Source organism: Lysinibacillus sp. GbtcB16, from assembly GCF_019091145.1.
GTDB lineage: Bacteria > Bacillota > Bacilli > Bacillales_A > Planococcaceae > Lysinibacillus > Lysinibacillus fusiformis.
Genome location: NZ_JAGXJV010000930.1, coordinates 1 through 232, shown reverse-complemented (window position 1 = coordinate 232; position 232 = coordinate 1). Strand labels below are relative to the sequence as shown.

Below are 232 nucleotides of genomic sequence, written 5' to 3'. Positions count from 1 at the left end.
GATTGGCTGACATCGCTGAAATTATCGCTGAAATCCGCCGTTAAGCCTAATGTTTTCATGAGCAGAAGCAGGAAATCCGCTCTGGTAATCTTCTCTTCGGGTTGGAACGCAGTCTCAGAGACACCATTGATAATTCCTTTGGAGGCTAACACTTCTATTGGAACTTGTGCCCAAGGGTAAACTCCTGCATCTTCGAAGGTTTTGAACACATAGGACACGGCAAATTTACTGA

1 protein-coding gene is annotated in these 232 nt (G+C 44.8%); it reads right to left on the bottom strand.

The features are described 5' to 3' along the window. Positions 1 to 232 (bottom strand): S-layer homology domain-containing protein (locus KVT27_RS26345; RefSeq protein WP_217582352.1); only part of this gene is annotated, 232 nt, incomplete at both ends.